Source organism: Psychrobacter sp. CX90 (assembly GCF_057396305.2).
Genome location: NZ_CM182008.1, coordinates 845,736 through 870,968, shown reverse-complemented (window position 1 = coordinate 870,968; position 25,233 = coordinate 845,736). Strand labels below are relative to the sequence as shown.

General features: G+C 39.6%; 18 protein-coding genes and 3 tRNA genes. 12 read left to right on the top strand and 9 right to left on the bottom strand.

The features are described from left to right. Positions 1-129 precede the first annotated feature (129 nt). The gene (locus AC2SLN_RS03470) at positions 130-933 is read right to left on the bottom strand and encodes an enoyl-ACP reductase FabI (protein ID WP_486531837.1); all 804 of its coding nucleotides are present in this window, start codon (positions 931-933) and stop codon (positions 130-132) included. A gap of 227 nt (positions 934-1,160) precedes the next feature. Here AC2SLN_RS03470 and folE point away from each other — a divergent pair, with 227 nt between their 5' ends. Beyond that, positions 1,161-1,748: a GTP cyclohydrolase I FolE gene (gene folE / locus AC2SLN_RS03465; protein ID WP_486548586.1), complete on the top strand. Its 588-nt coding sequence runs from the start codon at positions 1,161-1,163 to the stop codon at positions 1,746-1,748. A 122-nt stretch (positions 1,749-1,870) separates the two neighbouring features. On the opposite strand, the gene AC2SLN_RS03460 is transcribed toward folE, so the two are convergent. After that, positions 1,871-2,416: a DUF2059 domain-containing protein gene (locus AC2SLN_RS03460; protein WP_486548587.1), complete on the bottom strand. Its 546-nt coding sequence runs from the start codon at positions 2,414-2,416 to the stop codon at positions 1,871-1,873. A 55-nt stretch (positions 2,417-2,471) separates the two neighbouring features. Continuing rightward, complete coding sequence (locus AC2SLN_RS03455; protein WP_486531842.1) at positions 2,472-2,996, bottom strand: acyl-CoA thioesterase; 525 nt, start codon at positions 2,994-2,996, stop codon at positions 2,472-2,474. Positions 2,997-3,464: 468 nt separating this feature from the next. Here AC2SLN_RS03455 and AC2SLN_RS03450 point away from each other — a divergent pair. From AC2SLN_RS03450 to AC2SLN_RS03425, 6 genes are all read left to right on the top strand, one after another. Further along, positions 3,465-3,540 (top strand) — tRNA-Asn (locus AC2SLN_RS03450). Positions 3,541-3,850: 310 nt separating this feature from the next. Beyond that, entirely contained in the window at positions 3,851-4,576 is a 726-nt protein-coding gene (locus AC2SLN_RS03445) for an OB-fold-containig protein (RefSeq protein ID WP_486548588.1), read from the top strand. Between the two features lie 213 nt (positions 4,577-4,789). Then, the gene (locus AC2SLN_RS03440; protein ID WP_486548589.1) at positions 4,790-6,751 is read left to right on the top strand and encodes a flotillin family protein; all 1,962 of its coding nucleotides are present in this window, start codon (positions 4,790-4,792) and stop codon (positions 6,749-6,751) included. Between the two features lie 122 nt (positions 6,752-6,873). Then, positions 6,874-6,949 (top strand) — tRNA-Asn (locus tag AC2SLN_RS03435). 210 nt (positions 6,950-7,159) lie between these two features. After that, a complete protein-coding gene (locus tag AC2SLN_RS03430) occupies positions 7,160-7,492 on the top strand; it encodes a CopG family transcriptional regulator (RefSeq protein ID WP_486531869.1) in 333 nt (110 codons plus the stop codon). Between the two features lie 362 nt (positions 7,493-7,854). Then, positions 7,855-7,945: transfer RNA gene (locus AC2SLN_RS03425), tRNA-Ser, on the top strand. Positions 7,946-8,298: 353 nt separating this feature from the next. On the opposite strand, the gene AC2SLN_RS03420 is transcribed toward AC2SLN_RS03425, so the two are convergent. The 3 genes from AC2SLN_RS03420 to AC2SLN_RS03410 all read right to left on the bottom strand — a co-directional run bounded on the left by AC2SLN_RS03420 (position 8,299) and on the right by AC2SLN_RS03410 (position 12,346). Beyond that, on the bottom strand, positions 8,299-9,417 hold the full coding sequence (locus tag AC2SLN_RS03420) for a type I glyceraldehyde-3-phosphate dehydrogenase (RefSeq protein WP_486548590.1): 1,119 nt from the start codon (positions 9,415-9,417) through the stop codon (positions 8,299-8,301). A 71-nt stretch (positions 9,418-9,488) separates the two neighbouring features. Then, positions 9,489-11,492, bottom strand: a complete 2,004-nt coding sequence (locus AC2SLN_RS03415) for a DEAD/DEAH box helicase (RefSeq protein WP_486548591.1) — start codon at positions 11,490-11,492, stop codon at positions 9,489-9,491. A 233-nt stretch (positions 11,493-11,725) separates the two neighbouring features. Then, complete coding sequence (locus tag AC2SLN_RS03410; RefSeq protein WP_486548592.1) at positions 11,726-12,346, bottom strand: hypothetical protein; 621 nt, start codon at positions 12,344-12,346, stop codon at positions 11,726-11,728. Positions 12,347-12,867: 521 nt separating this feature from the next. Between AC2SLN_RS03410 and AC2SLN_RS03405 the strand changes: the two genes are divergently transcribed. Together AC2SLN_RS03405 and AC2SLN_RS03400 are read left to right on the top strand one after the other, a co-directional pair. Further along, positions 12,868-15,396: a TonB-dependent receptor gene (locus AC2SLN_RS03405; RefSeq protein WP_486548593.1), complete on the top strand. Its 2,529-nt coding sequence runs from the start codon at positions 12,868-12,870 to the stop codon at positions 15,394-15,396. Between the two features lie 187 nt (positions 15,397-15,583). Next, complete coding sequence (locus tag AC2SLN_RS03400) at positions 15,584-15,712, top strand: hypothetical protein (RefSeq protein ID WP_486548594.1); 129 nt, start codon at positions 15,584-15,586, stop codon at positions 15,710-15,712. A 21-nt stretch (positions 15,713-15,733) separates the two neighbouring features. On the opposite strand, the gene AC2SLN_RS03395 is transcribed toward AC2SLN_RS03400, so the two are convergent. From AC2SLN_RS03395 to AC2SLN_RS03385, 3 genes are all read right to left on the bottom strand, one after another. Further along, positions 15,734-16,426: a 1-pyrroline-5-carboxylate dehydrogenase gene (locus AC2SLN_RS03395; RefSeq protein ID WP_486548595.1), complete on the bottom strand. Its 693-nt coding sequence runs from the start codon at positions 16,424-16,426 to the stop codon at positions 15,734-15,736. A gap of 77 nt (positions 16,427-16,503) precedes the next feature. After that, positions 16,504-19,719, bottom strand: a complete 3,216-nt coding sequence (putA, locus tag AC2SLN_RS03390) for a bifunctional proline dehydrogenase/L-glutamate gamma-semialdehyde dehydrogenase PutA (RefSeq protein ID WP_486548596.1) — start codon at positions 19,717-19,719, stop codon at positions 16,504-16,506. A gap of 1,046 nt (positions 19,720-20,765) precedes the next feature. Continuing rightward, positions 20,766-22,061, bottom strand: a complete 1,296-nt coding sequence (locus AC2SLN_RS03385) for an NCS2 family permease (protein WP_486548597.1) — start codon at positions 22,059-22,061, stop codon at positions 20,766-20,768. A 624-nt stretch (positions 22,062-22,685) separates the two neighbouring features. Between AC2SLN_RS03385 and tolQ the strand changes: the two genes are divergently transcribed. Genes tolQ through AC2SLN_RS03370 form a run of 3 tightly spaced genes read left to right on the top strand, consistent with a single transcriptional unit; the run spans position 22,686 to position 24,980 of the window. Further along, positions 22,686-23,414, top strand: coding sequence for a protein TolQ (tolQ, locus tag AC2SLN_RS03380; RefSeq protein WP_486548598.1), 729 nt, complete (start codon positions 22,686-22,688; stop codon positions 23,412-23,414). A 16-nt stretch (positions 23,415-23,430) separates the two neighbouring features. Further along, the gene (gene tolR, locus AC2SLN_RS03375) at positions 23,431-23,883 is read left to right on the top strand and encodes a protein TolR (protein ID WP_486531856.1); all 453 of its coding nucleotides are present in this window, start codon (positions 23,431-23,433) and stop codon (positions 23,881-23,883) included. 50 nt (positions 23,884-23,933) lie between these two features. Next, on the top strand, positions 23,934-24,980 hold the full coding sequence (locus AC2SLN_RS03370; protein WP_486548599.1) for a TonB C-terminal domain-containing protein: 1,047 nt from the start codon (positions 23,934-23,936) through the stop codon (positions 24,978-24,980). Positions 24,981-25,233: the final 253 nt, after the last annotated feature.

Here is a 25,233-nt window from a genome sequence, read left to right as displayed (position 1 = left end):
AACTTTCTATGAAATAGCCGTTATAAAAACCAAAAAAAAGACGTTGCTTAAGCAACGTCTTTTTTTTGGTTTTTATGGTAACCCACTTATTAAACTTGAATTATAACCACTGGGGTTGTCATAAAAAACTTATTCGCTTTCCTCTATGAGCAATTGCTCACTAATGGCTACAGTATTAAAACCACCATCGACAAAGAGTATCTCGCCAGTAATGCCAGATGCCCAAGGCGATAATAAGAATAAAGCGGCATTACCCACTTCCATTTGGCTGACGTTACGTTGTAGTGGCGCAATTTTCGCATTCACATCAAGTAGCTTACGGAACGATTTAATACCGCTTGCTGCTAGTGTACGAATCGGTCCAGCAGAAATCGCATTAACACGAATACCCTCACCACCCAGTGATGCTGCTAAATAGCGCACAGAAGCCTCAAGACTAGCTTTTGCCATCCCCATAACATTATAGTTTGGTAAGACTGAAACACTGCCCTCGTAGGTCAATGTCAGTAGTGAGCCATGACGCTGTGCTAATAACGAACGCGACGCCTTAGCTAAAGCAACAAAGCTATAAGCAGAGATATCATGCGCGATCGCACTACCCTCTCGCGTAGTGACTTCAGTAAAGTCGCCATCTAACTGGTCTCCCGGAGCAAAGCCAATTGCATGTACCACACCATCTATACCATCAGGCCAATGCTTAGCAACCTCGGCAAAACAAGCATTAATCTCATCATCAGATGCCACATCACAAGACAACACCATATCCGCATTAAACTGCTCGGCTGCTTTTTCTACACGCTTTTTCATTTTATCATTAGGATAGGTCAAAATCAGCGATGCGCCTTCTCTCTGTAGCGCCTCAGCAATTGACCAAGCAATTGATAATTTACTGGCAATCCCAGTAACCACAAAACGTTTACCTTGTAATAACATCCTCGCTCCTGCTTCCGTATCTGTTAACTGTTAGAGATAAAAACAATGGATAATAACCATAGTAGAGAAACTAAAGATAGAAACTAGAAATTAAGCATTGTTTCCACCCAGTTTGTAACAAGTGTACACTGAATAAGTAAATACTAACATCTTTTTTTACAAAGTACTTTACAATTTAGTTTAAGAAGTTAAGCTATAGCATCTTTTTAATTTTGTCATTTGAGACCATGTCTAATTCAAATTCTATAAAAGTTCCAAACGCTGATAATTACTTTACTCTGATCGAGTCTACGGGCGAGAATATGCGCCGTCCTGGCTTATTGGATACGCCAGTTCGAGCGGCCAAAGCTTTTGATTATCTAACCAAAGGCTATCACGAAACACTTGAAGAAGTAACCAACAATGCTGTTTTCCCTACGGATAACCGTGAGATGGTTATGGTGCAAAATATTGAGTTTTACTCACTCTGTGAGCACCACATACTACCCTTTTATGGTGTGGCACACGTCGCCTATCTTCCTGATGGCAAAGTACTCGGTCTGTCAAAAGTAGCCCGTATTATTGATATGTACGCCCGCCGCTTACAAATTCAGGAAAACCTGACCAAACAAGTCGCCGAAGCCATTGAACAAGTCACGGGTTGCCGAGGTGTGGCTGTGGTCATGGATGCTGCTCATATGTGCATGATGATGCGCGGGGTTAATAAACAACAATCTAGCACTCGTACCACCTCTATGCTGGGTGTGTTTCAAACGGATGCTCAAGCACGCAATGAATTTTTGATGGCGGTACCAAAGCCCAAACAGAATCTTTAATCTGTACGCTTAATTTGACTAATAGAGAGGTAGTTAAATACCCTACTACCTCTTTTAGTACTGCCTCTTTTAGCTTTTTATTTAATTCTTATAGCTTTTTATTTAATAGTATTATTAATCTCTTACTGCGACTCTGCTTCTAATGCCTCAAGCTCTTTAATCATTTTAGGTAGTATAGCATCCATGCTATTTTCCAAAGTTTGCATGGCTTTTGGCATTGAATCCATCATATAGTCTTGCATTAGTTTTGATTGTTTGTTCATAATACTCTGACCAATCGGGCTGGAATAAAAGTCTATTTGAGCATCCACCTCTTCTTGGGTATAGTAATTTTTTGCAGCTTTTACAAAACTATCTCTAGTAATTTTGGTTAATTCTTTACTACTTTGATTAACTAACATTTGGGTATATTTAGCAATAATTTTAGTGGTTTGTTCTCGTTGGTACTCAGTCAAACCATCTAATGAGTCATTCTTTATCATAGATTCAGTCAACATTGGCATCATGTTGCTTCCATCGCCCAGCATTTCAGTCATCATTTTATCTATCTGCATAACTGTCATGAGCTTGGTTAAAGAAGTATCCGTTGGCGTATTAGCATAAGCGGGTAACGACACGACTCCAATACCCATGATAAAAGCTAACACTGTATTTTGTAAGATTTTCATTTTTTTATGCCTTTTAACGTTATTATATGTAGAAAGCGTTCATTCTATTTTTACTTTATTTATCTTTTATAGTATCAATATCACAGCTTGGACGTTTAGCCTGAATTTTACGTAACTGCTTCCGTTCAATGGCTGCTTCAAATCGGCATTCTTGTAATGGTGTCTTAATATTAAGCTTCGGAACTTCGGTTGGCTTACCATTTTTATCTACGGCCACCATTGTGAAATAGCAGCTGTTTGTATGGCGAACCGTTCGCTGTTGAATATTTTCTGCTTCAACTCTTATTCCAACCTCCATCGAAGTCTTACCCACATAATTTACAGTAGCGGCGAAGGTTACCAACTCACCGACATAAATCGGTTCTAAAAACATAACCTGATCGACCGATAAAGTAACCACATAATTCCCGCTATATCTTGTCGCACATGCATATGCCACCTGATCTAACATCTTAAGTAAATCGCCACCATGAACATTACCGGTAAAATTGGCCATGTCGGGTGTCATTAAAATTGACATATAAAGCTCATGTTGTACTGGCGCTTTTTTGGCTGTAGACGTGGTATTGCGTTGTGGCATAGTAATCCTTAATTCTATTGCTAAGTCAAATAACATTTTTATAGGGCGGGTAAACATTCGAACATGGCATTTAAATTAACTATTTGCGAGTACTTAACACGCTTTAAATACTTAATATGGTTATTATACTTAATTGAGTAAATCTATGTTTTATTTCTTTTGAACGGTTGAAGCTTAATAAGCTAGGCTGTAATTAATCTATGATTTAGAGTGTAAAAATTGCGATTTTAATTTACAGTATTTAAATTACCATAAGCCTATCCTTTACCCTTATTGGTTAAATGTAGGATATCTATTGATATATTGACTATGCTAAGTCGTTTAAGAACATGAATAAATTTACAGGAAATATCTCTTACAGGAAATAGATAAATTTGTTAAAAAAAAGCTTGACTGAATAACTGTATCTGCTAGAATACGCCCCACTTAACGTAATCAGTACATTCATTGTCGCGTTAAATTAGTTATTCCCTAATAGCTCAGTTGGTAGAGCATCGGACTGTTAATCCGTGTGTCCCTGGTTCGAGCCCAGGTTAGGGAGCCAAATTCTAGATAGTTTTTTAGCTAGTCAAAGATTTATGTCCCGTTTATGGCGTATGCCAAAGCCCTTATCTGATGATAAGGGCTTTTTTTTATGCCCAAAATTTTTTGTGCCCAAAACAAGGGGGTTCATTTAAACCCTCAGTTAAATGTGTCTGTAAATTATTTCCTTATCGTATAAAATTTAAGCTAAACTACTATTACCTCGATCTCTTATAATTAATTAATACTTTTATAATATTCATATTCAAGTTAATATTCTTTAAATAATAAGTCTTTTATAGTCTACCTTACACAATTTTATTAGATACCTCATGTGGCCACTTTTTGACTCCCCTGCTTTTGCACCTTTTATTGTATCCGGACTCGTTTTACTCATATTGCTCATCGTTGAAATGCTTGGCTTCTTTTTTGGGGGGTTAAGCGGTTTTTTAGACAATCTCGTGCCCGATTCACTGCTAGAGGCAGACTTTGATACAGATGTTGATATAGATTTTAACAGTGATATAAGTTTGGGATTAAAAGCTTTAGATTGGCTGTATGTTGGCCGCATCCCTACTATGATTCTACTCATTTTATTTATGGGTAGCTTTTGTATCACTGGTATTCTATTGCAGCAAGTGTCGTTATTAACTTTAGGTCATTATCTCTCCCCTTGGCTTGCCAGTCTTGATGCTGTAGTGATTAGTATCCCTGTACTTAAAATTTTAGCTGCACTTCTTTATCCTATACTTCCTAAAGATGAAACCACTGCTGTTAGTGGTAAGTCATTAGTAGGGCGTCCTGCTAATATATTAATTGGTCACGCTACTATTGGCAGTCCTGCTCAAGCCAAAACAGTAGACAAGCATGGTCAGACTCACTATATCATGGTAGAACCAGACCCTAAATATCTCCATGATAAGACAGCGTTACCATCAGTATCAGATCCGTCCCATTTGTCTATCCCTAATATCAGTGAGTTAAGCAAGATCTATGCAGAAGATACCTTAATCATTACCCAAAAAGTTGGCGAACGTTATTTAGTAAAAAAAGTCTAAATCTAATTAAATACACTACATTTATAGATGTCTATACTTTATTACTCCATTTATTGCTTTTATCTTATAGGCATTATTTTAAACACTACTGTCCTGAACTACTATTGCCCTTAGTTACGTTTGCCTTAATAAATATAACGCTTAATTGGTCTTGCCTTCAATAACAGTTAATAACTATAAAAACTTCAAATACTTATTCAAAAAGGATTCTATATGTCAGGTTTAATCACATACGCCATTATTGCTGGTGTTATTTTTGTTTTATTACTGCTCATTGGTTTTATTTTAACCCGACTGTATACACGCGCGAGTAAAGAGGTGTCATTCGTACGTACAGGTATGGGTGGTGAGCGCGTTATATTAAATGGAGGTGCATTTGTACTGCCTGTACTGCATGAAGTTATCCCTGTCAATATGAATACCCTACGCCTTGAGGTTCGCCGTGCCAATGAAGAGGCATTGATTACCAAAGACCGTATGCGGGTAGATGTCAAGGCTGAGTTTTATGTGCGTGTTAGTCCCCTCAAAGAATCTATCGCCACTGCTGCACAAACATTAGGTATGAAAACAATGGCGCCTGATGAGCTTAAAAACTTAGTAGAGGGTAAATTTGTCGACGCACTTCGAGCCGTCGCTGCCGAAATGCAAATGGAAGAACTGCATGAAAAACGTGTCGACTTTGTTCAGCGTGTTCAGCGCGCAGTGTCAGAAGATTTGTCAAAGAACGGGTTGGAGCTAGAAACCGTGTCGCTTACCGGTCTAGATCAAACTAAATTTGAATATTTTAATCCCCAAAATGCTTTTGATGCTGAAGGTATGACTCGCCTAACCAAAACCATTCAAGACCGTTTAAAGCTACGTAACGATATTGAACAAGAAACCGATTTGGCAATAAAAACCAAAAATTTAGAAGCTGAGCGTAGCCGTATTGATATCGTTCGTGAAGAAGAATATGCAAAACTTGAACAAGAGCGTGAGATATCCATTCGTCGCGCGGAGCAATCTTCAAATATTGCTACCGAAGAAAGCATGAAACAGCGTGAAGCCGAAGAAGCTAAAATTGCTGCTCAGCGTGAGATTGACCTTAAACGCATTAATGCAGAGCGTGATATCAAAAACCAAGACATTATTAAAGAGCAAGCCTTAGAGCAGGCCAATATAGAACGTCAAAAAGCTATTGAACTTGCTGAACAAGAACGTCAAATTGCGGTAGCTGAAAAATCTCGTTCAGAATCTGTCGCGAAAGCTGAAGCAGATAAAGCCCGTGCCCTAGCAGTACAAGAAGCTGAGAACGTTACGACAGTTAGAGAACGTGAAATTGCTGAACGTGCTAAAGCAGTACAGCTGATTAAAGCTTCTGAAGATGCTGAAAAAGACGCCATTGATATTAAAGTAGCGGCGCAGGCTGATAAAATTGCTGCTACTGATCGGGCTGAAGCTGTTCGCATTGAAGCGCAAGCTCAAGCAGATAAACAACGCTTAATTGCACAAGGTGAGGCTGATGCACAGCTGGTAATTGCTAAGGCCAAAGCCGAGCAATATCGAGTAGAGGCGGAAGGCAATGAAGCAATCAATAATGCTGCCAATACCCTATCTCCAGATCAAATAGATATGCAAGTACGCTTAGCCTTACTTGAACGCCTGCCTTCCATCATTGCTGAATCTGTTAAGCCTATCGAAAACATTGATGGTATTAAGATATTGCAAGTGGGCGGTAAGATGGGCGGTTCTGATTCAGGTGTCAATCTTACCAACAGCAGTTCAAACAGTGGCTCTTTGGCTGATGAAGTGGTTAGCTCTGCCCTCCGCTATCGTAGCCAAGCGCCGCTTATTGATCACCTGCTAGGTGAGCTTGGACTATCTGGTGGAGGAGATATTAATGCGTTAACTCGCACACTGGTAGACTCTCAATTTAAACCTGTTGAAGACTCGCCTATGAACGGTAAGAATACTGATAATCACAGCACCCCTAGACCCGCTTCAAATAAAACCTCTATTAATACAAACCCTGCCAGTGCTAGCTTACATGAATTAGAATTGCCCGATGTGGTTCACAATCGAATAGAAAAGGCAATCGATAAAGCAGAAGACAGTACCTCAAGCTATACCAGTAATAGCAACAATAATATGGCTAATAGGAGTGCACCGCACACTACCATTAACCCCAATAACTGAGAAAACAGCTTAAATGGTAATATTTATTAGCGTAGGGGGTTGACACCTACTCTAAGCTTGGCTAGAATAGCCTCCACTTAGATGAGACGTCACTGATTAAATCAGTATATCTCTTAAGTTATTCCCTAATAGCTCAGTTGGTAGAGCATCGGACTGTTAATCCGTGTGTCCCTGGTTCGAGCCCAGGTTAGGGAGCCATATTCTATAAAAGTCCTAATTCAATATTAGGGCTTTTTTTGTTTTTCCCATTTGTGTTTCTCACAATAGTTATCTAAAACTTCAGTTATCTAAAACGTCTCTATGATGCTATTGCAAACAAGACTATACTAAGTTTTGTAGTATCAGTTTAAGTTATGTTCTATTTACTCTATAATAGATGAAATAAAACCATTTGGATTTAGTATGTCTATAATACCCCCTCACATACGTAATAAATATTCAGGCCATCCTCAAAAAATTAAACGTCCTGTCAGCCTCAAATTATCTGAAGAGATGATTGAGATGCTTGAGGAGACAGCAAAGCTTCATAATTTTAGGCGTATACAAGGTTTAATTCGGCTGTATATTCGTGAAGGCCTAGATCGTGACCACGCCGGATACACACTTGCTGATGATGAAGTATTTATCGAAAATTTACGTGCTAAAGGTGTGAGCGAAGCTATTATTGAAGAAGCCATTATTGATACTCATACTGACTGTAGTAGTAAGTGCCTTTTAGAGGAGCAGTTTGAGGAAAAGTAGCTCAAAACACATGCTAATCCCATATTCACTTTTATATACAAACTAGAAAATCTAAAGCTTGAGGTATCAAAGTTTCAGGCTTTTTTCAATTCGGATTTTACCCTATCTTTGATGTATCTTTATAACCTAGAACCATCCCATTATTTCTGCTTGAAAGCTATACTAAAGCTAAATCCCTAAGTTAATTATCACATCAACTATCCCGGTAATTTTTTAAATTAAATAACTTATTTAGCGGCTATAAACGTTCATCTCTATCAAGGGTTGTACCCTACTATAGAATCTAAGTTAATAAAAACTTTCTAAAAAAGTTTAATTACCCCTTGCATTATATTTGAAACGCTCTATAATACTGCACCTACGGAGTCGTGGCAGAGCGGTTGAATGCACCGGTCTTGAAAACCGGCAAGGGTTCATAGCCCTTCGAGAGTTCGAATCTCTCCGACTCCGCCATATACTAAAAAGGCCAACTTATTAAATAAGTTGGCCTTTTTTTCATGTCTTAAAATTAAAAATTTATTCCTATATTTAAATTCACTCTTGAAAGTAATTTTAAACAGTTATTTTATTACCTTGCTTGATGTGCAACTTTACTATCTACGCTCGGTTACTTTTAACACTTTTATTTTTTTGTTTTTAGGCAAGATCGACTATAGTAACTATTTGGACTATTTTCACAAGACTTAAAGCGGATTTACCTAAGATAAACTTAAATCTACCGCCATCTTTAAACGGACTTAGTTGCCCTGCCCTATTGCATTTTAAGCTTTATTTAAAACCCTATGTCAGGTCATTGAATTTGTGCATTACCCTGCTTGTTGCAAATGCAAACACATATCAAGTAAGCGATTGGCATACCCCCACTCATTGTCATACCATGCAAAAACTTTTATTTGATTACCTGCTTGCATAAGCTGCTGTCCATCAATAATTAAAGACTCTGATTGGTGTATAAAATCACTAGAAACCAGTGGCTCATCGGTATAACCCATGATACCGTATAGTCTACTTGATGGTTCACAAGCAGACTTTAGTACACTTCTTACTTCATCAATAGTGACCTCAGTATCAAAAACAAAGGTCACATCTATTGCGGCAACATCTATTGTTGGCACACGGATAGAGTGGCCATTAATTTTACCCAGCATATGCGGCAATGTGCGCTCCGTTGCCGCGATACTGCTTGAAGTCGTAGGAATGATGTTATGACCAGATGCCCTAGCCCGGCGCTTATCACGGTGAGGTTGGTCTAATACATTTTGATCTGCAGTTACTGCATGTATCTCCGTCATCATCACAGACTTTGTAGCAAAAGCCTCATCCAGCACATAAATCAAAGGTACCAGCGCCTGAGTCGTACAAGATACACTGGATATAACAGGTGGCGTTCTAGTTAGTTCTATATCGTTCACACCCATGACAATACAAGCATCTACTTCGTCAAAGGGTGCAGCACCGACAATAACTTGTTTAGCGCCCGCTTTAATGTGCTTACTGGCATCTTCATAGGATCTAAAATAGCCGGTACACTCTAAGACCACATCTACTTTAAGCGGTTTCCACGGCAGTTGCTCTGGATGTTTCTTGGAAAATAGATGAATACAATATGATTTGTTGCCTTTGCTTAAGCATAGCTGACTACCATCGGTATTCAGTTCTGCCGTAACTCCTAGTCGACTCAATCTACCATGAGTGCTGTCATAGTTCAGTAAGTGCAGCAAGGTCTCTTTATCGGCGATGTCGTTTATGGCCACAATATGAACTGACCTACCCAATACTTCAAATCGTTCCAACAATGCCCGCAAAACATTGCGTCCAATACGCCCAAATCCATTGATTGCGATCCGGATCGGGGTACAATCTGATATATTCTCTTTAGTACTAGATTCGAAATTTGGAACGGGTTTGTATGATTGTGGCAACATAGAGACAACTTAATATGATGTTAATTATGGGAGTCTAAACGAGTGCCTAATAAATATAAAATGGCAGAAGTTTATTCCATAAAAATCAGTGCTAGGCGAATGATATTATAGTCTATTTCTTCTTTTAGATAGTCATAGATAGGACGTATTTTAATTCGATCTTTATTAAACTGTTGGGTGGTTGCAGTAACAGCATATTCATGATCATGCTCTACATCACTACTACGAAAGTCATTTGGGTCCCCTACTGTGATAATAGCATTAACTGCATCACATACCTTTTTAATGACTTGCTCATCTGGTCGTAAATGCTCACAGTTTAAGGTGGGGTCTTGGCGCTTTAGCTTTGAGATATGACCCATAATAGTAGATTGGGCTAATCCCCTGCTCTGCGCTATTTCAGCAATGCTAAGGCTCTCTTCAAGCAGTATTCGTGTTGCCATCAACGTGCTCTCTGAGTGATCACTTAATTGATTACTTAGCTTATCTTTTTGAGCAAGACTTTTCGCCTGCTTCTTTAACCGGTTTTTGTGTTGTGATTCATACGCTTTTATACTTGCTTTACTAAGATTTCCACCTGACTTTAGCACAAATATATTGTGCAATTCTGTTAGATCATCCTTTTTTGCCTCGATAAAAGACGCTTCTACGTCTTGCGACAATTCTTTAAATCTCACATCAGCACCACGCGCCAATGGATCTAATCTCAAACTGAGATCGTTCATACCCAAAAGCTTCAAACCCTCAAGTGACTTTAAACGAGACAAGGCAACATAACCTTGACCAAGCTCAAATGTTTTTGACAAATCAATTTCAGCAGCATCTAAGGTCATGCCTTGTGATTTGTGGATGGTTATCGCCCAGGCTAATCCTAGCGGAATTTGCGAGTAGCTAGCTAGGACGTCGCCATGCTCATCCTCTATGACCCACTCTTCTGGCTCTACTACTATTTGTCTACCCGTATTAAGTTTCACGATTGGATATTTAATAGGAGAAGCTGCTTCTTTTTGAGGAACGTCAACGTCAGCATCCTCAAAGCTATCTGTCTCTACTAACTTATCCAAATCATCTAAGCCCTCCGCGTCATCTAAATCATCTGATCTATTGCTATGAATTTTGCCATTTTTTAAGGTAGACTTGCTCGGTTTTATAGCCACAAATCCAATAAGTTCACCCATCGTACCATTTGAGACGCTGAGCTCATTATTATTTTTAATGAACATTACTTTAGCGCCAACCTTTAAGGTAAGCGCTTCACTGGTACGGACGGTCTTTTTTAAATTTTCAACGAGTTTAGCGTCTCCAAAAGCTATTGCATTGTAAGTAGCCGCCTCTCCTTGCAATTGAGCCAGTTCTTTCTCGTTAATTTTATTAACGTTAACATTATGTGTGTAAAGCCGAGTTCGGCTCATGTCAATATCTTGATTAAAGGTATTTTGCAGAGCTACTATTGCCTCAGTACTAACCTCTTGTGCTCGAATTTGATTTAAAATACTATCAAGCGAGAGCTTTTTATTATCTTCGCCATTATCCGCTAGCTGTCTATGCTGTTCAGATAAATAACATATTTTAAATTGAGCATCTAGCCACGCTTCTGACATGAAGGCAAATTTATCTCGATTAGTTTCGCCTCGACTACCAACAGGAGGTAACTGAAAAAAGTCTCCTGCAACAACAACTTGAATGCCACCAAAAGGTTTATTGCTATTTCTGATATGCTTTAAAACTTGATCAACCAGATTGAGCTGTTTGGCATGAAGCATTGATATTTCATCTATAATGAGCACAGAGGTTTCTTTAATACGATCTTTTAAAACTTGCTTACGTGCCAAGTTGGCCAAGTCATGGTCAGATAGCTCATCTTTTATACCAATACCAGACCAACTATGAATTGTTATACCATTCATATGTGTGGCAGCAATACCAGTGCTGGCGGTGGTCGCTACCGCTACTTTTCTTGCTCTCAGATAATGGATATATTGATTCAGTGTATATGTTTTACCAGAACCAGCAGAGCCAGTTAAAAAAACATTTTCGCCTGTCTTTAAAATATCAAGTGCAGTTGCTTGTTTCATAAATTATGTTTCATATGATTGTAAAGTTATGCCAAATTCAAAAGCCAACAAACAGATGCAAGTATCAAAAACTATGGATTTAAGAACGTTGATAACTTTCGGATTTATTGAGATAAAAATTTTATTAATGGCGGCTGATATATTGTTAATTAATATAGCAGGTATAAGAAAGCCACAACAAGTATTGTGGCTATTTATTTACGCTATTGTTTTATTTTATCTATTGAATTTATTTAGGGTATTAGTTTACGGAAAGTCATGAAACACTCATTGCCTAATTGATCTGTACACCACCGCATCTCATTTTTACTTGGCTTATAGTCGACATAGGCGATCATCGCATCACCTGTTTGATCAATACGTTTACCACTACAATCGGTTTTATTATTATCATAAATCGTACTAATTGCAATGATAGGTAGACCTTCGTTCTGGTGCTGATAAATATATTCACCATACGTCCATTCTGCACCACTAGTCGTTAAAACCTCATTATCAGCGGCAAAATTATAGCGTTCTCGGCAAGGGGTCCCTTGAGTAGAGACTCCTTTTGACCTTATTTTTCTGCTTTGGGAAAGCATTAGAACTTTAGGTTTGAACTTAAGACGCTCATTATCAGTCGTTATATTTGAATTCCCCTCCAAAACAGGTGCTTCTTTATTGTCTCTATCTACATCAAAGTGAGCAGTGCCAGCAGCTACTTTAGGAATACTTTGCAAATCAAGCTCCCATAACCCTGCTATCTCAGGGCTAATATGAGTACTGATTACGGCTTGTTCATGAGGGACACTGGGGTTGGAAAATGATGCTAAAACTGATGCCAGCGTAACTGGAAGGAAAGAGAGTGATTCCATATGTGCGCTATACTCTTCATATATTTAATTGGGAGATTAAGCAATTTTACACAACTTTACAAGAGTACTTTTATTATTAGATGTATTTTATTATAAATTAAGAGGGTTTATTTTCATCGATTATCGTTACTCAATACTCATCTTTCACAAATCATTTAAATGTTATTTAGAATTTAAGCCATTAGATTATTGACATATATTAGATTCGAGCACATTAATCATTGTTGTGTTGACTCTACCTATGTGTTTTTATCCCCCTTCTCTTCGATTATTTTAACGTTTAATTGAACTAGCTCCTATTACCATTAACGAAGACTTTGATAAAAAATTATACCTCTTAAAATTAATAGTCAATATGTACTCTTAATATCTTTGAAAGTATTGCATTTTATATTTTTTGTTATAGTATAACATACCGTTAAATATGGCTCATTTGACTCATCTTTTGTTTGTCATAGTAGAAACAAAAGGTAGCCCTAATTGAAATAGTCTAAATTACTTTTTTGGCGATAGAAATCATCATGAAAAAAACACCTTTAACGCTTTCAATATGCATCATTATGATGGCACAAGCTGCTGAAGCTAATAACCAAGTTAAAAGATCCTTAGGCGACTCCGAAGATCCAGTTGCCGTACTAAATACCATTACAGTCACTGCTGCACCTATAGCGCCTACCAGCCTTGCGTTTGATAATGCGCAAAAAGCCAGTGATGTGGTAGTCAGCAATGAAAAGTTACGTCATCGTTCTGCGACGCTAGGCAACGCATTATCAGATGAGCTTGGGGTACATAGCAATCCGTTTGGCGGGGGTGCCTCCGCCCCTGTCGTAAGAGGCCAAGAGGGGGTGCGTGTCAAAATATTACAAAACGGGATGGATGCAATAGACATGTCTACCCTATCGCCAGATCATGCCGTCGGGGTAGATACGTTACTTGCCGATAGAGTAGAGTTGATACGTGGTGCATCTACTCTACTCTATAGCACTGCCTCGCCTGCCGGCGTGATTAACGTCGTAGATGGGCGTATCCCAACGGAAATCCCAAGCGATGGTTATACAGGGGAAGCAACACTACGTTTTAATGAGAATAATGATGAAAAAGTAGCGACAGCAGGGGTAACACTTGGATTGACAGACAATGTCGCACTACGAGTGGAAGGCCTGTCACGTAAAGCCAATAACTATGAAGTACCTGAGATTAATCTTGCTGAAAAGCTTAACTACCTACCCGACTCACATAACAAATCTAATGTAGGCACTGTTGGTTTATCTTACATCGGGGATCAAGGTCATATTGGCGTTGCCTATAGTGAGCGCCATGACAACTATGGCTTAGTCGGTCACAACCACAAATACGATTCATGTGGTGGGCATGTGCTAAACTTCCTAGGTATTGGCAAAAATCGCCCTTATCTGAACGTCTATCCGCATTTAATGGGGGATGATGATTTAGTTGACTCTTTCCATTTCCATTGTGGTACCGATCATGAAATGGACCCTGGACATAGCCATGATCATCCGTTTGGGCATAACCACGATCATACACAAGCTGGACCTTGGGTAGATATGAATAGCAAAAGCTACTATTTACAAGGTGAGCTACTAAACCCCCTAACCGCTATCGACAAAGTCCGATTGGATGTTGCGTATCACAACTACCACCATGAAGAGCAAGACCACGGCAAAACTATCCCAGATCCCGCTCAAGGTAGCGTCTTTGTTAAGGCCAACCCCTCTTATTTCGACAACCAAGGTTACAATGCCAAGTTGCAAGCCTATCATACACCAACCGAGCATTTGCAAGGAGTCTGGGGTATTCAAGGCCAATCTCACAAAAGCAGTGCATTGATACCTTCTAAAGAAGAACGTGCTGAAAACCGTCGCCTTTTGGTTGAAAATACTCAGCGTCAATTTAGCCTGTTTGGTGTTGAGCAATATAAGCTCAATGACTGGCTATTTGAAGCAGGTCTGCGTTATGAGAAATCAAAAATACCTATCACTTATGACCTAGAGGCAATAAAATCTCAAAACAAGCTGCATAGTCAGCTTTCAGAACCAGAAATGCCAGATTTAACCCCTTATGAAGAGTCTGCTTTCTCTTATGCGCTAGGCACTATCTGGGACATTACCCCAGAATATCGTTTGGATCTCTCATACTCGCACAATGAGCGTTTACCCACGCCAATGGAGCTTTACTATCACGGTAAAAACTTAGCGACTAACTCATTTCTATACGGTAATAAAGACTTAGATAAAGAAAAATCAGATAACATTGAGCTAGGCATTCAGTTTGATAACGATAAATGGCACTACAAAGCCAGTGCCTACAGCAATCACTTTGACAACTATGTCCATGCCGAAAACCTACATAAAGACGGCAACTTATATCTTCGACGCATGACCCAATCCAAAGCCAAAATCCAAGGCTTAGAAGCAGAAGTGGGCTATGAATATCTACCTGGGCATAGCGCTACTGTATTTGGTGACTATGTGCGTGGCAAGCTCTACGGTTTTGCGCCAGTATATGGCAACAAAATTTATGAAGAAATAACTAAATATGATCCTCCAGAGTTCTGTGGCGCAAACCCAGGTGATGCAGATTATGAAGAAAGGTGTGCTTATACTGACTATGAAGTGATTGGAATCGACAAGGTAGATCGCCCAGAGCGTAATGCACCACGTATGTCGCCACTACGCTTAGGCTTTCGCTTAAACAACGAATACAATGACAACTGGTCAACTTCGCTTGACTTCACCCGAGTCTTTACCCAAGACAAAACCTCGACAGCGACAGTGGCCAGAATACCCAAAGATGAAGACTTACTCAAAGTCACCAAAGTCCCTGAAAACGCCACCAAAGGCTACTCATTATTAAACCTAGGGCTGGATTACAAAAACACATGGGGCAACGCAAAAAATCCCTTAGACTACACCCTTTCCTTACGCGCCAACAACGTATTGGATGAAGAGATTTATGTGCACAACTCATTTTTATCATTTGTACCGCAAATGGGACGTAATATTTCTTTGGGGTTAAATGTTCAGTTTTAAGCTCCTAATTTAAGCTACGAACTTTATGAAAGAACTTCTTTTTTTGATATCTCTCTAAAGATGTAGCCAACTCTAAAAGGAGCGCAAGCGTTCAATTCAGTTTGAACTAAGCGCTCTTTTTTAAATTCAACAATAAATATTTAGGGTGTACCCTTACTGACAACACTTGGCAGTTTAGGAGTAAAAAATGGCTAAATTAGCGCCAAACTGTGTCTCATTTCTAACCAATATGCCACTATTTTATTCGAAATTATTCGTGTTTGACGTTAATTTATCTGACTTTTACCCTCATAATCTAAATGAGGATATGCCATAAGCAACTGACCTAAAAAATATGCTAACCCATTCCCAACTCAATCAAACTTGCATTACCACCGATGGCTGTAGTATTAACTGTCTTAACACGCTCAGTTGTAAAACGTTCAAGATACTCAGGTTCAAACATCTCACGGCACGCTTGTGTATCGATCACACTGACCAGCTGAGTTAATATACCTCCCGTTTCTGCCAACGTTTGGCTAATAGACATCGTCTCGTCAAACGTACCGACAGCAGCTACTAAAGCCAATCGATTCATATGTAATAAGACGTTCAGTTGAGAGTCATTAGCCACGCTCATTACTTCTGGAAGCATTCCACACTGTTGCAAAATATCCAAGGCCTGCTGGCAAAAAGAGGGGGCCGTTGGATAATGCAAAATCACTTCATTACCTGCTAACAGAGCTGCCACAAGCTGACCTAATACAGGTATAGTCTCCGCATTTTCGGTACCAACTATCATTGTTTTTCCACGCGCACTAGCGTAAAAATCGTTAGATTCTCCGGTTGCACCGGTCAGTCTGGTTACTTCATCTAAGCGGTGTGATTGCATAAGCAAATGATTGATTAGTTTATCAGCCTTAGCTGAATCGCTGGTTAACTCTGCTAATTTACCGCTAGCGTCACGTAATATAGCAGCACGGTTTTCGGCGCTTAGCTGACTCCATGCTTCACATTGCTGGGCATGGTTTTGCTTAAATATTGCACTCATGAGCTTTCCTTTTTTATATCATTCCAATAACAACTAAATATATAAAACCTTTTGATAAAAATACTGCACACCCTCTATTAAACCTGTTGCCATTTAGTCAACCGAGCCACATAATTCGGACCACCTGCCTTAGGCCCAGTCCCTGATAAACCACAACCACCGAACGGTTGTTCACCAACCACTGCGCCAATTTGATTACGGTTAATATAGGTGTTACCCACTTTGGCACGGCGCTCAATATGGTCAGCTCTTTTCTCAATTCGACTATGAATACCTAAAGTTAACCCATATCCAGTGGCATTAATGGCATCAATTAATTCATCCAGCTCATGGGATTTATAGCGCAGTACATGCAATATTGGTCCAAAGTGCTCGCCCCCTATCACATCAATACTATCCACTTCAATGGCGGTGGGTAGTACAAAAGTACTATTGCTAAGCTTATCAGCACAATCGGCACTTATGGGTGTTTGCGCAATAACATGAGCTTTAGGTTGTTTACGCATATTCTCAATATGCCCACGCAAGCCTTTTTGAGCCTCTTTATCAATAACGGGGCCAACATCGGTTGACACATGGATCGGATTACCGACAATAAGCTCCGCCATGTTACCTTTTAGTAGCTCGATTATGTCGTCTGCAACGTCATCTTGTAGGCATAGCACTCGGCAAGCAGAACAGCGCTGACCTGCTGAACCAAAGGCAGATAATACCGCATCTTTAACTACCTGCTCAGGCAATGCGGTAGAGTCCACAATCATTGCATTCTGACCACCCGTTTCTGCCACCAAAATAGGTAACTCTTTAACAGCTCTCTCATTAACCGATGAACGTGAGGTTGCTTTAGAGTTGAGCGATTTATTAATATGCTGAGCCGTTTGTGTAGACCCAGTGAAGATTACCCCAGCAATGGAGTCCGATGATGTTAAAGCAGCACCTACCTCACCACTACCGATCACAAATTGTAGCGCATATTCTGGCACGCCAGCCTCATACATGAGCTTTGCCGCATAGTAAGCAATCAAACTGGTTTGCTCAGCAGGCTTAGCGACCACCGTATTACCAGCCGCTAAAGCGCCTACGATTTGACCTGTGTAAATCGCTAATGGGAAATTCCAAGGGCTGATACATACAAAGGTGCCACGTGCGGCCCTCTTTTGTACTACCTTATTGCCCGCTAGATCTATAAATTCATTAGTCTGAATATCTAATCGCTCAGCTTCATCAGCATAAAAACGGCAGAAATCAACCGCTTCTTTGATCTCATCAATGCTGTCCTGCATCGTTTTGCCTGCTTCTTTTTGGCATAGAGCGATAAGCTCGGCATAGTTAGCCTCATACGAGTCTGCGATACGGCGTAAAATACCAGCACGTTCACTCGCTGGTGTTTTTTGCCACTGCTGCTGTCCTCCAATGGCTGCTTTTACCGCCTCTTGCGCCGTGTTTTCAGTGGCAAATTTTACGTTACCCACTTTAACATCGTGATTCCAAGGCGCAACAATTGAGACCGCAGGCTCCGCTTCATCATAGACATCTTGGCCATTTACGATTGAATTTGCTTGCCACACTTTGCTTAAATAGCTATCAATATCCGATTTAAAAGCTATCCACTGTGAGTCAATAAAAATATTAGGGCCAAAGCTGGCTTTTCTATCGTGATAAATATCAAGTGGTAGCGGTATACGCTCGTTATGTAAAGTTGGTTGGCTGATTAGTGTGTCATACGGATGTACGGTTAGTTTATCAATAGGGTAAGATTTATCTAATAATTGATGCACAAATGAGCTATTCGCCCCATTCTCAAGTAAACGGCGTACTAAATAAGGAAGCAAGTCTTTATGAGCACCAACAGGCGCATAGATTCGAACAGGAATGTTATAAGCTTCTAATATATGGTCATAAAGGGCATCACCCATACCATGTAAACGCTGGAACTCAAAGTCTCTATGCTCACTCATGGTCATTACTGACGCCAAAGTGTGTGCATTATGCGTTGCAAACTGAGGCCACAATACCCCGCGAATTTGTTCAGATAACAAAAATCTTGCGCAGGCAAGATAGGCAACATCCGTGCCCTCTTTACGCGTCCAGACGGGATAGTCTGTAAACCCTTTTTGCTGAGCCAATTTAATCTCATAATCCCAATAAGCCCCTTTTACTAAGCGCACTGGGATACGATCACCAACTTCTTTAGCCAAACTTGCCAGCCAAGCTAATACTGAAATGGCACGTTTAGAATAGCCCTGAACTACCAGACCTAATCCATCCCAGCCTTGAGTCATCGTGTCACGATATAGTGATTCAAACAGCTTTAATGAAATCTCTAAGCGATCCGCCTCCTCAGCATCAATACTAATATCAACGTCAACATCACGTGCTGCTTCAATAAGTAAAATACAACGTTGACGTAGCAAGCCCAAGACTTGATTGCTTTGAGTTGCTTCATAACGAGGATGCAGTGCGGAGAGCTTAATAGAGACAGAAGGCTTTGGCATCCCTTCTTTGACTTTAATGTGCGCAGTTGCTTTGATAGCATTCAAATAATCACTAAAATACTTTTCGGCATCTTTGTGCGTAATGGCTGCTTCACCAAGCATATCGAACGAATATGTGTAACCTTTGTTCCTATATTGCTGGCTGTTTCGACTAGCCTCTTCAATACTTTCGCCCAATACAAACTGATGTCCCATAATTTTCATGGCTTTTTGCATGGCACTACGAATAACAGGCTCTCCCATCTTTTTAGTCATACGATCTAAAAAGCTTGAGGCAGTCGACTTTTCATCAACACTGACCACACGCCCCGTCATCATCAGCCCCCATGTTGAGGCGTTAACAATAAATCCATTATCATCTTTTAGATGCTTCTTCCAGTCTGCCACACTCATTTTGTCGCTAATGAGCGCATCAGCCGTCTCTTTATCAGGCACACGAATTAACGCTTCTGCTAAACTCATCAGCAAGATACCTTCCTGAGTATCTAGGCTATACTCTAATAATAATGAATCAACCATCTTAACAGCGTCATTATTATTTCTTACATGCTCCACTAAGCTTCTCGTTTGGTCGCTAATCGCTACCCGCTCATCAATTGTGCCATTAGCTGATTGATGTGTTACTGGCTCTGCTAGTGGTAATAGCTCGCCAAGCCATTTGTCTTCATCCACACTATAAAGTGGGGATATTTTTTTATAAAGCTGAGCGCTAGGCTGACTAATATAATCAGGCTGCATCAGCTCTTTTGGAGTAAACTGAATTGGGTTTTGCGGATAATATTTATTGGAAAGACTCATCATAACTCCTGACGCCTAAGAGGCACTATTTACTGATTCGAATATCGACACTGCATTGTTATTAAATTAGGTTATGCATCTTAAATAATGTATTTAAAAGAAGGTAACTTTAACAATGTATCTTATCCAATAATCGTAGAAACCAATGCTATCAGACTAGCTGACTTTAAGTTGTCCGAAGTTAAACGCAGACATCATGTTATGTTGATGTGTTACTTTTTATATAGCTATCATTACTTTTCAATAACTATCAATAGAATAAGCGTTTGAACGATATAAACCTAAAACCACTTAATTAAGCCAACATTGGTAATACGTAAGATGTTTAAGACGTCGTATAATTACCAAAATGTCGCTACTGTGAGTGCCGTCCATAGTCATATAAATTACAACCCTAAAAGTTATAACTATATAACCCTATTTAGACAACTCTTACAGTAACTAACACAAGAAAATATGTTACCTAATCATTAATACATACAATCATCTCGAACCACATAATCTATGTGCGGTCCTAAAATTATATTAATAACTGGAAACATCAAGCTCACTAATGCCTTCTTCTTTGTTGGCTCTGACCGAGGCTTAGCAGGACGCTAACAGGGTGTCAGGGAAAGAAAAACCTCTACGGCGTTGATTGAGGTTATGAGCTTGATAACTAAATGTTATCAAACATTTGGCTATGAAGCCATCTATATTTATAGCATCTATACCATTCTCGAATTTTAGGTAAATAATAAGGGAGAAAGCGGTTTAGCCCTGAGGTAAAGACCGTTAAAAACTGCATTGCAATTTTAGGTTTGCTCTGCAAAGGTAAAATCCCTTAAAGGGGGGGGGTTATAAAGATATACTACTGGTCTGGGCGGATAACGGAGAGTTGGCTATAGGGAGTTGGCTATAGGGGGTATCGACATAACAGTAATCCCTATAGCCTTAATCCCTGCTCCGCATACGTGAGTAAATATAACCGGGTGGCAGAATTGGCTACAAATCGCAAGCTGTCTTGTATAAAAGCTAACACTGCACTCTAAACCATTACCATTAGTTTATAAGAATATGATTTTTGCCAGCAAAATCACAGTCAAGACCCACACAGCGATACTGACCTGATGATATTTACCAGTGAGCACTTTCACAGCAGTAAAGGTCACAAAGCCTAGAGCGATACCATCGGCTATAGAATATGTGAGTGGGGTCAATAACAATACGACAGCAACAGGGGCAGCCTCAGTTAGGTCCTCCCAGTCAATATCTTTAAGGGTGTAAAGCATGAGTACGGATACGTAAAAGATTGCACCTGCCGTCGCATACGCAGGAATCATACCGGCTAACGGAGCAAAAAACATACTTAATAAAAACAACACACCTACGGTAACAGCCATTAACCCTGTTCGTCCACCAGCTGCTACACCGGCTGTACTTTCAACAAAGCTCGTCGTTGATGACGTACCAAATATAGTGCCAGCAACCGTTGCCGTAGAATCTGCTAATAAAGCTTTATCCAAGTTTGGAATGGTCCCATCTTCACGCATAATACCCGCTTTTTTGGTAACACCAATTAGTGTACCGGCTGTATCAAACAAGTCTACAAATAGGAAGGCAAAAATCACACTAATCATGCCCACATCAAATGCACTGGCTATGTCTAATTGCATAAATGTTGGTGCAATAGCGGGTGGCATAGAGACGATGCCATCAAATGGAATTTGACCGGCAATTATACCGACGATAGTAATCAGTAAAATCCCAATCGTTACCGCTCCTGGTATATTTCGGTGCACAAGTGCGATGATGACTAAGAAGCCAATTGTTGCCATTATTGGCGAGAACTCTTTTAGATTGCCAAGCGTAACAAACGTTGCTTGATGGGCAACAATAATGCCTGAACTCTGTAACGCAATAAACGCTAGAAAGGCGCCAATACCCGCAACAATACCTTGTTTCAAACTAAGTGGAATGGCGTTAATTACCCATTCGCGTATCTTAAACAAACTGAGCAAAACGAAGATGCAGCCGGATAAAAATACAGCTCCTAAAGCCGTTTGCCAGCTATGACCCATACCTAGTACAACACCGTAAGTAAAAAAAGCATTTAAGCCCATACCCGGTGCTAAAGCAACAGGCAGGCGGGCATACAACCCCATTATCAAACAACCAACCGCAGCAGCCAGACAGGTCGCAACAAAAACAGCGCCCTGATCCATGCCTGCTTCAGCTAAAATATTTGGGTTAACAAATATAATATATGCCATCGTTAAAAATGTAGTTATACCCGCCAATATCTCAGTCTTGACAGTGGTATTTTTACCATTGATTCCAAAATAACGTTCAATTGCATTCATAGGTTATTGCCTGACTATACTTGGAGTTAGAGTTGGGACAGAAAATTAAAAAAGTGCCCATGCTTGTTTATAAGTAGGGCAAACAAATTAGGTAAATCATTTGCTTAACTGAAAACATACAAAAGGTAATAAAGCATTAAGATAACTAAAAAAGAATGTATTATAAAGTAATGAATTATAAAGGATAGCTACTAAGGCAAATATATTGTTTTATACTGTGATGAGTTCAACATCTACCCCATAGCTAACCCGTAGCTATACCATCTATGACGTTATAAAATAACTTTTTATTAACTCATCTAGGCGTGCTTTCCTAACAAATGTATAATACATAGTTGCTCATTCAACCTCACGATAAACGGTTTAATTTGCACTCAAATGTTTTCATTTCATGATTCATCAACCTTATCCATTTAACTGATTAATCTATCAATTTAACCTTAAACTTAGCCTTTTGAATACTATAGCGACATACTAAGGGTTAAATTCTAGCCAATAAAGGTAAAAGGCAAGTTTTAAAGATAGCTATGCTTATTACGCTATTGTAGATTAGAATACTCAGGTTAGCATTCATCTTATTATCAATCTTTAATTTAGTATTTAATTACAACGAGTGAGTCATTCATGTCCGATTCGATAAACCTCATCGCCCTAGTTATTGATGCAAGTCTGCTTGTACAAATTGTTATGGGTATTTTACTGTTGGCTTCTCTGGTTTGCTGGGTGCTTATATTCCGTCTTAGCGCTCGCTTGGGCACTGCTCGCCGTCATGATGAGCAATTCGAAAGCTGGTTTTGGTCTGGTAAAGAGCTGGCGAAATTGTATCAAGGTGTACAAAACATGCCCGATCGCAACGGATTGGCTAATATTTTTTATGTGGGGTTTTCTGAGTTTTTACATATGAATAAAAAGCGCCAGCCTAAAACTCATATTATAGAAGGTGTCGAACGCAAACTAAGAGTCGGGCTGGGTCGTCAACAGCAGGCATTAGAATCAGGATTATCACTACTTGCTAGCATCGGTTCTGTTGCACCTTATATTGGCCTATTTGGCACAGTGTGGGGTATTATGAATGCCTTTTTGGGGTTGTCAATGACAGAACAAGTGAGCTTATCTGCCGTTGCTCCTGGAATTGCAGAAGCCTTGATTGCAACTGCTATGGGATTATTTGCCGCTATTCCAGCTGTTTTAGCCTATAATCATTTTACCTCAAAGTCGGCCACTATTTATGATAGCCGTGCCCTTTTTTGTGATGAGATGACCGGTATGCTACAACGTGAAATTAATGACAGCGTCCCAGCGCCTCATAACCCAGTAGCAACAGAAGAACTTACCACAACACCACTCGTCTAAATAAAGGAGCCAAAAGATGAAACCCAGCCCCTTTGCCAGGCATAAAAAAGAGCTTAATGCTTCAATGAACGTGGTGCCGTATATTGATGTGATGTTGGTTTTATTGGTCATTTTTATGGTCACGACCCCAATGCTTACTACTGGCGTCAATGTGGATTTACCCAAAGCAAAAACCGATAGCTTAGGTAGTGGTACGCAAATGCCTGTGATTGTATCACTAAAAAGCAATGGCGAAATTTTTGTAAGTTATGAGAATGATATAGACCTTCCAGTTAGCGAAGCTGATTTGATTGATACATTAATTCGACTACAAAGCCAATCAAACGGTAATGACATAAAAGTAATGATTAATGCTGATCAGAACAATCAATATGGCATGATTATGCAGCTTATGGCAAACTTACAACAAGCAGGCGTTGAAAAAGTTGGCTTGCTAACGGGTCAGCCCCTCCCTACTGCTCAGCAATAAAAAATGCTAAATGAATGTTATGATCGATTACTATTTTGGGATAATAAAAAGTGCTAAATCGTGCGCCTACCGTCTATGTTCCTGTTGAACCTGAAGACAATGGTCTTGCTATTCCTTCAATCATGAGTCTTATTGTGCATGGTTCAATCATCGCATTTGTTTTATTTGCCAATCGCATTCCTACTATTCATACACCCCAGACTATTGAGACTAGTATTATTACGCCACAAGAGTTGGCTGAAATACAAGCCTCTATCAGCGCCAATCGTGAATCGATGGCTGCTGGAAGCATAGCATCCAATGAAGAAAATCCTAATACTGACCAAAGCACAGCAAACATAAATTTAAATAGCACTGATCAGCCCATTTCGATAACTAGTGATAAGCGTCATGCAGAGTCAATATTTCAAAGAACAAATGATCCTGCTGATAGATTTGATGATAGTATTAATAGCGGCCAAGATAATGGATTTGATCCAAACTACGCTAACGAGTTAAGTAGTAAACGACTTGAAATTGAACAAACTCATGAACAGTTGATAAGAGAATCTGAAGAAGAAACGGAACTTAAACATCGAAGAATCGAAGAACATTTTGACCAAGAATCTCAAACTCAAAAAGACCAAGTCGGTCAATTTAAAGAGAGGTTAAAGGAGTCATCTGGTAATGACAATAAACAAACGGGGGGACGATCAATTCCTGACTCCCTGAAAAATCAAAGTTTGAATCGAACAAGCTCGGACTCTTCACGCCAAACCATTGAGCTTGGTAACAGCCAATCTAGCAATAGTAATGCTTCGGGATTAGGATCTAACTCTGCCAGTAGCAGCGCTGGAAACTCAAGTAATGCCGTGAAAGGCGCTCTTGTCAACCATATCAAACCATACTGGAATCCCCCAGCTGGACGCATTGGCAAATCAATCAAAGTAGAAATTAAAGTAAATGCCAATGGAGACGTGTTGAGTGTTACAGCAAACTCAGATGATAGTGCGCTTAATCAATCACTTGAAGAAGCCATCCGCAGTGCAAGTCCATTAACCCCAGTTATTGGTACTAAACACACCACTCTAAGACCCACTTTTAAAGTCACTGAATAGCTCGAAACTTAAGTCACTGATATAACAAAATACGTTAAATAGCACATTAAGCTTCGCACCGGACTTGACTGATTGAACTGGACTTAAATAATAGGAATTAATTGTTTAAACTAAGTGAGTTAAACACCGTGATCCCTTTAGCAAGGCGCATTAAGAAGTGGTTTTACTATAGATGATTTGCTTATAACTAAATATGGATGTAGTGTACTTTATATATTTTCAATGAAACAATACTCGTTTTCTTAATTTATGG

Coding starts and splice junctions, on each gene's coding strand:
- AC2SLN_RS03440 (WP_486548589.1), top strand. CDS start 4,790: ATGTCAGGTTTAATCACATACGCCATTATTGCTGGTGTTATTTTTGTT.
- AC2SLN_RS03410 (WP_486548592.1), bottom strand. CDS start 12,346: ATGGAATCACTCTCTTTCCTTCCAGTTACGCTGGCATCAGTTTTAGCA.
- AC2SLN_RS03455 (WP_486531842.1), bottom strand. CDS start 2,996: ATGCCACAACGCAATACCACGTCTACAGCCAAAAAAGCGCCAGTACAA.
- AC2SLN_RS03470 (WP_486531837.1), bottom strand. CDS start 933: ATGTTATTACAAGGTAAACGTTTTGTGGTTACTGGGATTGCCAGTAAA.
- tolR (WP_486531856.1), top strand. CDS start 23,431: ATGAAACCCAGCCCCTTTGCCAGGCATAAAAAAGAGCTTAATGCTTCA.
- AC2SLN_RS03420 (WP_486548590.1), bottom strand. CDS start 9,417: ATGTTGCCACAATCATACAAACCCGTTCCAAATTTCGAATCTAGTACT.
- AC2SLN_RS03405 (WP_486548593.1), top strand. CDS start 12,868: ATGAAAAAAACACCTTTAACGCTTTCAATATGCATCATTATGATGGCA.
- AC2SLN_RS03460 (WP_486548587.1), bottom strand. CDS start 2,416: ATGAAAATCTTACAAAATACAGTGTTAGCTTTTATCATGGGTATTGGA.
- AC2SLN_RS03400 (WP_486548594.1), top strand. CDS start 15,584: ATGGCTAAATTAGCGCCAAACTGTGTCTCATTTCTAACCAATATGCCA.
- folE (WP_486548586.1), top strand. CDS start 1,161: ATGTCTAATTCAAATTCTATAAAAGTTCCAAACGCTGATAATTACTTT.
- AC2SLN_RS03415 (WP_486548591.1), bottom strand. CDS start 11,492: ATGAAACAAGCAACTGCACTTGATATTTTAAAGACAGGCGAAAATGTT.
- AC2SLN_RS03385 (WP_486548597.1), bottom strand. CDS start 22,061: ATGAATGCAATTGAACGTTATTTTGGAATCAATGGTAAAAATACCACT.
- AC2SLN_RS03395 (WP_486548595.1), bottom strand. CDS start 16,426: ATGAGTGCAATATTTAAGCAAAACCATGCCCAGCAATGTGAAGCATGG.
- AC2SLN_RS03445 (WP_486548588.1), top strand. CDS start 3,851: ATGTGGCCACTTTTTGACTCCCCTGCTTTTGCACCTTTTATTGTATCC.
- tolQ (WP_486548598.1), top strand. CDS start 22,686: ATGTCCGATTCGATAAACCTCATCGCCCTAGTTATTGATGCAAGTCTG.
- putA (WP_486548596.1), bottom strand. CDS start 19,719: ATGAGTCTTTCCAATAAATATTATCCGCAAAACCCAATTCAGTTTACT.